General features: G+C 73.9%; 7 protein-coding genes and 1 pseudogene. 2 read left to right on the top strand and 6 right to left on the bottom strand.

Annotated features, from left to right (window positions below):
- Window positions 1–124: 124 nt before the first annotated feature.
- Window positions 125–1,582, bottom strand: coding sequence for an MFS transporter (locus ACIBW6_RS34815; RefSeq protein WP_399066942.1), 1,458 nt, complete (start codon window positions 1,580–1,582; stop codon window positions 125–127).
- Between the two features lie 153 nt (window positions 1,583–1,735).
- On the opposite strand from ACIBW6_RS34815, the gene ACIBW6_RS34810 reads away from it, so the two are divergent.
- Window positions 1,736–2,326 carry a GNAT family N-acetyltransferase gene (locus ACIBW6_RS34810; RefSeq protein WP_399066940.1) on the top strand — a complete coding sequence of 197 codons (591 nt, stop codon included), beginning with the start codon at window positions 1,736–1,738 and terminating at the stop codon, window positions 2,324–2,326.
- 10 nt (window positions 2,327–2,336) lie between these two features.
- Here ACIBW6_RS34810 and ACIBW6_RS34805 read toward each other — a convergent pair whose 3' ends face one another.
- The 5 genes and pseudogenes from ACIBW6_RS34805 to ACIBW6_RS34785 form a co-directional block, all read right to left on the bottom strand.
- A complete protein-coding gene (locus tag ACIBW6_RS34805) occupies window positions 2,337–3,530 on the bottom strand; it encodes a thiolase C-terminal domain-containing protein (protein ID WP_399066937.1) in 1,194 nt (397 codons plus the stop codon).
- 64 nt (window positions 3,531–3,594) lie between these two features.
- Window positions 3,595–4,776 carry an acyl-CoA dehydrogenase family protein gene (locus ACIBW6_RS34800; protein WP_399066935.1) on the bottom strand — a complete coding sequence of 394 codons (1,182 nt, stop codon included), beginning with the start codon at window positions 4,774–4,776 and terminating at the stop codon, window positions 3,595–3,597.
- Window positions 4,777–4,782: 6 nt separating this feature from the next.
- Window positions 4,783–6,003 (bottom strand): CaiB/BaiF CoA transferase family protein, encoded by a 1,221-nt coding sequence (locus ACIBW6_RS34795; protein ID WP_399066933.1) that lies wholly within the window; start codon window positions 6,001–6,003, stop codon window positions 4,783–4,785.
- Window positions 6,004–6,098: 95 nt separating this feature from the next.
- Window positions 6,099–7,013 (bottom strand): LysR substrate-binding domain-containing protein, encoded by a 915-nt coding sequence (locus ACIBW6_RS34790; RefSeq protein ID WP_399066931.1) that lies wholly within the window; start codon window positions 7,011–7,013, stop codon window positions 6,099–6,101.
- Between the two features lie 44 nt (window positions 7,014–7,057).
- Window positions 7,058–8,620, bottom strand: a pseudogene (locus ACIBW6_RS34785) (acyl-CoA dehydrogenase family protein); the annotation flags it as partial.
- Between ACIBW6_RS34785 and ACIBW6_RS34780 the strand changes: the two are divergent.
- Window positions 8,534–9,224, top strand: a 691-nt coding sequence (locus tag ACIBW6_RS34780) for a hypothetical protein (protein WP_399066944.1), incomplete at its 3' end; no start/stop codon positions are given. The pseudogene ACIBW6_RS34785 and the gene ACIBW6_RS34780 sit on opposite strands and share 87 nt — an antisense overlap.

Below are 9,224 nucleotides of genomic sequence, written 5' to 3'. Positions count from 1 at the left end.
GCGCACTTCGTGCGACCTCTCATCGGGCGCCCCTGGGGCTGCGGCGAAGCCGCATGCTCCAGGGGCGCGGGGAACTGCGCGAGAAGCCCCACCGGGCCCGCGGCCGAGAAGACCGGGCCCGCGGCTAGTTCCCTGCCCGATCGGCGGCAGCCCTTGGCATCCAGAGGACCAGCACCCCCACAGCCACCACCAGAATCCCGGCCCCGCACAGGAATGCCCCCGCGTACCCCCGGGTCAGCCCGACCGCCCCCGCCTCCCCCGCGGAGCGACTCGCCGCGACGGTCGACAGGATCGCGAGCCCCAGCGACCCGCCGAGCGTGCGGCTCGTGTTGACGAGCCCGGACACCAGCCCCGCGTCCCCCGGCGCCGCCCCGGACGTCGCCAGCGAGGCCAGCGGCGTCATCGCGAACCCGGCGCCGGCCATCATCACGATGCCGGGCAGCATGATGGTCGTGACGTAGGAGCCGTCCGCGCTCATCGTGGACTGCCAGGCGAACCCGGCCGCGGTGACGAGCACACCGGTCACCGCCACGTTCCGCGCCCCGAACACCCGCATCAGCCGCGGCGCGGTCTTGGAGCCCGCCACCACCGCGAGGGAGCTGGGCACGAGGGCGAGGCCCGCCTCGATGGGCGTGTAGCCGAGCACGTTCTGCGCGTAGAGCGTCATGAAGAACCACATGGCGAAGCTGCCCATGCCGCAGACGAACATCGCCGCGTTGGCCGCGGCCACCGACCGCACCCGGAAGAGTCCGAGCGGCATCAGCGGCAGCCGCGTACGGGCCTCGACGACGAGGAACCCGGTGAGCAGCGCGAGGGCGACGCCGAGCGGCACCAGGGTGGCGGCCGCGCCCCAGCCCTCCGCCTCGGTCTGCACGATGGCGTAGGCGAGGGTGGCGGTGCCCGCCGTGACGAGGAGCGCGCCCGGCAGGTCGAGGCGGCGCTCGCCGCCGGCGCGGGACTCGCGGATCCAGCGGGCGGCGGCCGCGAGGACGACGGCGCCCAGGGGCACGTTGATGAGCAGCACCCAGCGCCAGTTCAGACCCTCGGTGAGGACGCCGCCGACGAGGCCGCCGGCCGCGCCGCCGCCCGCGCCGACGGCGGTCCAGGTCGCGATGGCGCGGGCCCGCGCCGCCCCTTCCGGCACGGCGGAGGTGAGGATGGTGAGGGTGGAGGGGGCGAGCACCGCGGCGCCCAGGCCCTGCACGGCCCGCGCCGCGAGGAGCTGCCAGTCGTCCTGGGCGAGGCCGCCGGCGAGCGAGGCGAGGGTGAAGAGGCCGAGGCCGACCAGGAACATCCGCTTGCGGCCGAAGAGGTCGCCCGCCCGGCCGCCGAGCAGCATGAACCCGGCGAACGCGATCGAGTACGCGTTCACCACCCATTGCAGCCCGGTCGGGCTCAGGCCGAGGTCGGCGCGCATGGACGGCAGGGCGACGTTCACGACGGAGACGTCGAGGACGACGAGGAACTGTCCGGCGCATGCCACGGCCACGATCAGCCAGGCGGGCGGGGCGGGTCTGCGGGCGGCTATCCCCACGCCGGGGCCGGCCTTGAGGTCAGCGGAGTTCTGCGGCATGAGTGTCATGGTCGCAGGCGGGCGGGACCCCGTACATCAGGATTTCGGTGCACCCCTCATGGGCCGGAGGTCATAGGCCTTCGGGCCTAGGGCCCGTCTGACGATTCCCGTCTGCCCGAAACCCTTTCGGCGGCTGTCCGGCCCGTGGGGCAGACTTCCCGGATGACCACGACTGGCACCGCCGCGTCCCCCAACCCGGCCCCCTTCTCCCACAAGCCCGTCCTCACCGGCGACCGGACCGTCCTGCGGCCCTTCACCGAGGAGGACGCGGAGGTCATGGCCGTGATCCTGCGCGATCCCGAGCTGCTGTACTTCACCGGCGGGGACCCGGCGCCGTTCAGCGACGCGCACCTGCGGTCCTGGTACGGCTCGCGCGGCGCGCAGGAGGACCGGCTCGATCTGGCCGTCACCGATCGCGCCACCGGAGAGCTGGTCGGTGAGGTCGTGCTGAACGAGTGGGAGCCGGCGCACCGCCGCTGCACGTTCCGGACGCTGATCGGGCCGCGCGGGCGCGGCCGGGGGCTCGGTACGGAGGCGGTCCGGCTCGTCGTCGGGCACGGTTTCGAGGCGCTCGGCATGCACCGCATCGAGCTGGCGGCGTATGCGGACAACGCCCGGGCGCTGCGCGTCTACGAGAAGGCGGGCTTCGTCCTCGAAGGGGTGCGCCGCCACGTCGAGCTGCGGGACGGGGTCTGGCGTGACGAGGTGTTGATGGCGGTCCTGGCCGAGGAGTGGCGGCCGGAGCCGGCGTAGCGGACCGCGGTCAGGGGCGGCGCACCAGCGTCACGACCGCCGCCCCGCCGAGCCCGATGTTGTGCGCGAGCCCGGTCCGCGCCCCGGGTACCTGGCGGGCGCCCGCCTCACCGCGCAGCTGCCAGGTCAGTTCGGCGAGCTGGGCGATGCCGGTGGCGCCGAGCGGGTGGCCCTTGGAGATGAGGCCGCCCGAGGGGTTCACGACCCAGCGGCCGCCGTGGGTGGTCGCGCCCGACTCGACGAGCTTGCCGGACTCGCCCGCCGCGCACATGCCGAGCGCCTCGTAGGTCAGCAGCTCGTTGATCGAGAAGCAGTCGTGCAGTTCGACGACGTCGATGTCGTCGATGCCGAGCCCGGCCGTCTCGTAGACCTGCCGCGCCGCCGCCCGGGACATGGGCTGCCCCACGACGTCGACACACGAGCCCGACGCGAAGGACTCCTCGGTGTCCGTGGTCATCGCCTGGGCGACGATCTCGACCGCCCGCGCGCCCAGGCCGCGCTCCTCGACGAAGCGTCCGGAGACGACGACGGCCGCCGCCGCGCCGTCCGATGTGGGCGAGCACTGGAGCCGGGTGAGCGGCCGGTGGACGGTCTTCGCGGCGAGGATCTCATCGACCGTGTACACGTCCTGGAACTGGGCGTAGGGGTTGTGGGCCGAGTGACGGTGGTTCTTGGCGGCCACCGCGGCCAACTGCGCCGCGGTGGTGCCGTACTTCTCCATGTGCTCGCGCGCGGCGTCGCCGAAGATCTGGGCGGTGGGCGGGGACATCTCGAAGCCGTGCCGGGCGGCCATGACGCCGTAGTGGCGGGCGACGGGGGACGCCGCGAAGTCGGCGCCGGCGTCGGCGCCCCCGCCGAGCGCGCCGCGCTTCATCTTCTCGAAGCCGACCGCGAGCACGCAGTCGCTGACCCCGCCTGCCACGAACTGCCGCGCCAGCATCAGCGCGGTCGAGCCGGTCGCGCAGTTGTTGTTGACGTTGTAGACGGGGACGCCGGTCAGGCCCAGTTCGTAGACGGCGCGCTGGCCCGCCGTGGAGGGCTGGAAGCAGTGGCCTACGGGGACCTGCTGTACGTCGCCGTAGGCGATCCCGGCGTCGGCCAGCGCGGCGTCGCCCGCTTCCTTCACCATGTCCCAGTACTGCCAGTCACGGCTCTCGGGCTTCTCGAACCTGGTCATGCCGACGCCGACTATGTACGACTTCATGGCTGGGGGCCTCCTGCCGTTGCCGCCACCTGACGGGTCGTCAGATAGTGGCAGGGCGGGACGGCTAACGGAAGGCCGCGTGGCCCGTCAGTGCCTGGCCGAGGGCGAGCGTGTGCATCTCGGTCGTGCCCTCGTAGGTCAGTACGGACTCCAGGTTGTTGGCGTGCCGGATCACCGGGTACTCCAGCGAGATGCCGTTCGCACCCAGGATCGTGCGGGCGGTGCGGCAGATCTCGATGGCCTCCCGGACGTTGTTCAGCTTGCCGAAGCTGATCTGGGCCGGATGCACGCCCGCGGGCGAGTCCTTCAGGGCGGAGAGCTGGAACGCGGTCAGCGTCGTCTTGTGCAGCTCCAGCGCCATGTCGACCAGCTTCTGCTGGGTCAGCTGGAACGCGGCGATCGGCTTGCCGAACTGCTCGCGCTGCACGGCGTAGTCGCGGGCCGCCCGCCAGGCCGAGCGGGCCGCGCCGGTGACCCCCCAGACGATGCCGTAGCGGGCCTCGTTCAGGCAGGTGAGCGGCGCGCCGACGCCGCGCGCCGCGGGGAGCTGGGCGGACGCGGGCAGGCGTACGCCGTCCAGGACCAGCTCGCTCGTCACCGAAGCGCGCAGCGACATCTTGTGCTTGATGAGCGGCGCGGAGAAGCCGGGGGTGTCGGTGGGCACGACGAAGCCGCGTACGCCGTCCTCGGTCTGCGCCCAGACGACGGCGACGGCCGCCACCGAACCGTTGGTGATCCACATCTTGCGGCCGTCGAGAACCCAGTCGTCGCCGTCGCGGCGGGCCCGCGTCGTCATCGAGGCGGGGTCGGAGCCGTGGTCGGGCTCGGTGAGGCCGAAGCACCCGATGGCCTCGCCCGCGGCCATCCGCGGCAGCCACTCCTGCTTGTGCTCCTCGGAGCCGAAGCGGTGGATCGCGAACATGGCGAGGGAACCCTGGACCGAGACGAAGGAGCGCAGCCCCGAGTCGGTGGCCTCCAGTTCGCGGCAGGCGACGCCGTACGCGCGGGCCGACAGGCCGGCGCAGCCGTACCCCTCCAGGTGCATGCCGAGCAGGCCCATCTCGCCGAAGGCGCGGGCCAGGCCGGGAAGATCGGGCAGCTCGCCGCTCTCGAACCAGTCGGCGATGTGCGGTTCGACCTTGTCGTCGAGGAACTGGCGGACGGTGTCGCGTACGGCCCGCTCCTCGTCGGTCAGCAGGGCTTCCAGGTTCAGCGGGTCGGCGGGGTCGAGCGCGGCGAACGGCATCGTGGATCAGGCTCCTTGCGGGTGGGGGTCGTCGGGCGCGGCGGACAGGAGACGGTCGATCTCCTCTTCCCCGTACCCGAGTTCGGCGAGTACGGCGCGGCTCTGCTGTCCGAGGGTGGGCGGTGCGCCGCGCACGGGCGGGCGCTCGCCGCGGAAGGAGACGGGGAACGCGACCTGTTTCAGCGGCCCCGCCACCGGGTGGTCCACCTCCTGCACCATGCCGAGCGCGGCGGTCTGCGGGCAGGCGTAGACCTCGTCGAGGGTGCGGATGGCGGCGACCGGCACGCCCAGGGGCGCGAGCAGGGCCGTCCAGCGGGCGACGGGCTCATCGACCAGGACCGCTGCCAGTTTGGCGTTGAGGGCCGCCCGGTGGGCGACCCGGTCGCGGTTGGTGGCGAACCGCGGGTCGTCCGCCCACTGAGGGTGGCCGAGGGCGGTGGCGAGGCGACGGAACAGGACGTCGTTGCCGACCGCGATCACGAAGTGGCCGTCGGCCGCGGGGTACGCCTGGTACGGGACGAGGCTCGGGTGGCCGGAGCCGAGCCGGGTGGGGCGCTCGCCGGTGGCGAAGTAGCCGGTCGCCCAGTTGATGTGCAGGGCGAGCTGGGACTCGTAGAGCGACGTGGTGACGTACTGGCCGTGGCCGGTGCGTTCGCGTTCGACGAGGGCCGCGTTGACGCCGACGAGGCCGAAGAGGGCGGCGCCGAGGTCGCCCATGGCGTAGCCGGCCTTGACGGGCGGGCCGTCCGGCTCGCCCGTGAGGGACATCAGGCCGGCGCTCGCCTGCGCCACCATGTCGTAGCCGGGCTCGTCGCGCAGCGGCCCGGTGTCGCCGAACGCCGAGATGTGCAGGATGACCAGGCGCGGATAGCGCGCGCTCAGTTCCTTGTGGTCGAAGAGGCGGGCGAGGGTGGAGCCCGGCCGGAAGTTCTCCACCATGACGTCCGCGCCGGCGAGCATCCGGTGCACGGCGTCCCGGCCGGGCGGGGACTTGAGGTCGAGGGTGACGGAGCGCTTGCTGCGGTTGGCCGCGAGGTAGTAGGTGGCGTCGGGGCCGTTGAAGGGCGGGCCCCAGGAGCGGGTGGGGTCGCCGCCGTCCGGGTGCTCGACCTTGATGACGTCGGCGCCCAGGTCGGCGAGGGACATGGTGACGTACGGGCCCGCGAGGATCTTGGAGAGGTCGACGACCTTCAGGCCGGCCAGGGGTGCCGGGTTCCGGTCGGGCACGGGTGGTCTCCTGGAGGTCGGTGAGCGGGACCCGGCTCACTCTGCCCCGCACCATTAGGTGCTGTCCAAGACCGAGAACACCGCCGATTGAGACGTCATCCGGCATGATCCGGGGTGTCGGGCGGCGTCGGCAGCACCTCTTCCGCGACGCGCAGCACCGCGTCGAGCGCCGCCGACGCGTTGCCGGCGCGCCAGCCGAGAGCGATCGGCAGGACCGGGACCCCGTCCCCGGTGAGCGGCCGGAACACCACGTGCTCCAGGTGGATGCTGCGCGCGGAGTCGACCACGACGGCGACCCCGACCCCGGCCGCCACCAGGGCCAGCAGGGTGTACGAGTCCGGGGCCTCCTGCGCGATCCGGGGCGCGAACCCGGCGTCGTGGCAGGCCTGCGCCATCGCCTCGCGCACGGCGGACTCCCGGGAGAGCGGGAACGTCACGACGGGCTCCCCCGCCAGCTCGCGCACCGGCACCTCGTCGAGGGCGGCGAGCGGATGGCTGTCGGGCAGGGCGAGCACCAGCCGCTCCCGGCGCACGACGCGGGCCGTGATGCCGCGCCGCACGGGCAGTGCCATGAAACCGACGTCCAGCGTGCCGTCGGCGACCCGGCGCAGCGCCTCACCGGTGTACGTCTGGCCGACCAGCACCAGCTCGATCCCCGGGTGCCGGGAGGTGACGGCGCGGGTGAGCAGCGGCAGCGCCGCGTAGCTGCTGGCGCCCCCGAAGCCGACGGTGACCCGGCCCGCCTCGCCGAGGTGCGCGGCGCGCACGGTGCGCCGCACCGCGGAGGCGTCGGCGAGCAGCCGCCGGGCCGGCTCCACCAGGGAGTGGCCGGCCGGGGTGAGCCGGACGCTGCGGGTCGTCCGGTCGAAGAGCCGGACCCCCAGGTCCCGTTCGAGGAGCCTGATCTGCTGGCTGAGCGGCGACTGGGCGATGTGCAGCCGCTCGGCGGCCCGGCCGAAGTGCAGCTCTTCGGCGACGGCGATGAATCCGGTGAGGTGTTTGAGCTCCACGGAGCCCGACCCTACGCACCCCCGGCCGGGCACGGCCTGCGTCCTCAGTCGCGGGGCAGCCCCAGGATGCGTTCCGCCACCACATTCAGCTGGACCTGCGTGGTGCCGCCGGCGATGGTCAGGCAGCGCGACAGCAGGAAGCCGTGCAGGGCCCGCTCCCCCGGGCCCTCGCGGACCGCGCCCGCCGGGCCGAGGAGTTCGAGGGCGAGTTCGGCGACCTTCTGCTGGTGCGGGGTCTGGATCAGTTTGCGGACGGACGCGCCGGCCCCGGGCTCCTCCCCGGCGACCTGCCGCATCGTGGTGCGCAGACCGATGCAGCCCAGCGCGTGCGCCTCCGCGGCGAGGGTGCCCAGCCGCGCCCGGCCGGCGTCGTCGAGCCCGTCCGCCCGGGCGAGCAGCGCCTCGAGGCCCGTGTCGAAGGCCAGTTGGTCGGCCATGTGCACGCGTTCGTCGCCCAGGGTGTGGCGGGCGACCCGCCAGCCGTCGTCGACCGCGCCGACCACGGCGTCCGCGGGTAGCAGGACGTCGTCGAAGCGGACCTCGTTGAAGAGGGAGTCGCCGGTGATCTCGCGCAGCGGGCGGATGCCGATGCCGTCGGTGTGCTTCATGTCGACGAGGAAGTACGTGAGGCCGCGGTGCTTGGGGGCGCGGGGGTCGGTGCGGGCCAGCAGGATGCCGTGGTCGGCTTCCTGCGCGGCGCTCGTCCACACCTTCTGCCCGTTGATCCGCCAGCGGCCGTCCGCGGTCCGCTCGGCGCGGGTGCGCAGCGACGCGAGGTCCGAGCCCGCGCCGGGTTCGGAGAAGAGCTGGCACCACAGCAGGTCGCCGCGCAGGGTCGGTGGCAGGTAGCGCTCGCGCTGCGCGGCGGTGCCGTAGGTGAGGAGGGAGGGGACGACCCAGGTGGCGATGCCGAGGTCGGCGACGCGCACCCCGGCGGCCCGCAGCTCCTCCTGCACGGCGAGCTGCTGGACGGGGCCCGCGCCGAGCCCGTACGGCGGCGGGAGGTGGGGGGCGGCGTACCCGGTGGGGGCGAGGACGCGGCGGGCGGCGGCCGGGTCGAGGCCGCGGGCCGCCTGGACCGCCGCCCGCGCCCGCTCCTGGTGGCCGCGTGCCTGTGCGGGCAGCGCGAACCGCAGTCCGCGCCGGGCGCCCGCCCCGGCCAGCCGCACGGCCCGCAGCCGGTGCGCGTCCCCGGGGCCGAGCAGCTGCCGGGCGACGACGGCCCGGCGCAGATAGAGGTGGGCGTCGTGCTCCCAGGTGAAGCCGGTGCCGCCGAGGATCTGCACGCAGTCCTTGGCGCAGCCGTACGCCGCGTCGAGGGCGGTGCCCGCGGCGAGTGCGGCGGTGAGGGAGCGGACGGGCGCGGCGGGCTCGTCGTCCAGCGCCCGCGCCGCGTCCCACGCCAGGGCGCGGGCCTGCTCGACCCGGACGAGCATGTCGGCGCAGAGGTGCTTGACCCCCTGGAACTGTCCGATGGGCCGCCCGAACTGCTCGCGCACCTTGGCGTGTTCGGCGGCGGTGTGCAGGGCCCAGGCGGCGGTTCCGCACGCGTCGGCGGCGAACAGTACGGCCGCGAGGTCCCGGACGAGGGCGGTGTCGACGGCGAGACCACCGGGGCCGCCGAGGCCGCCGAGGCCACCGGGACCACCAGGACCACCGAGGCCACCGGGACCACCAGGACCACCGAGGCCACCGGGACCACCAGGACCACCGAGGCCGTCGGAACCACCAGGACCACCGAGGCCACCGGGACCACCAGGACCACCGAGGCCACCAGGACCACCGAGGCCACCGGAACCACCAGGACCACCGAGGCCACCGGAACCACCAGGACCACCGAGGCCACCGGGACCACCAGGACCACCGAGGCCACCAGGACCACCGAGGCCACCGGAACCACCAGGACCACCGAGGCCACCGGAACCACCAGGACCACCGAGGCCACCGGGACCACCAGGACCACCGAGGCCACCAGGACCACCGAGGCCACCGGAACCACCAGGACCACCGAGGCCACCGGAACCACCAGGACCACCGAGGCCACCGGGACCACCAGGACCACCGAGGCCACCAGCACCACCGAGGCCACCGGTACCACCAGGACCACCGAGGCCACCGGAACCACCAGGACCACCGAGGCCACCGGGACCACCAGGACCACCGAGGCCACCAGGACCACCGAGGCCACCGGAACCACCAGGACCACCGAGG

The organism is Streptomyces sp. NPDC049813 (assembly GCF_044465085.1).
GTDB lineage: Bacteria > Actinomycetota > Actinomycetes > Streptomycetales > Streptomycetaceae > Streptomyces.
This window is presented reverse-complemented; position numbering and strand designations above follow the sequence as displayed.

What these genes read in the sequence shown, in the direction of transcription:
- ACIBW6_RS34815 (WP_399066942.1), bottom strand. Translation starts at nt 1,582, where the DNA reads ATGACACTCATGCCGCAGAACTCCGCTGACCTCAAGGCCGGCCCCGGC.
- ACIBW6_RS34810 (WP_399066940.1), top strand. Translation starts at nt 1,736, where the DNA reads ATGACCACGACTGGCACCGCCGCGTCCCCCAACCCGGCCCCCTTCTCC.
- ACIBW6_RS34805 (WP_399066937.1), bottom strand. Translation starts at nt 3,530, where the DNA reads ATGAAGTCGTACATAGTCGGCGTCGGCATGACCAGGTTCGAGAAGCCC.
- ACIBW6_RS34800 (WP_399066935.1), bottom strand. Translation starts at nt 4,776, where the DNA reads ATGCCGTTCGCCGCGCTCGACCCCGCCGACCCGCTGAACCTGGAAGCC.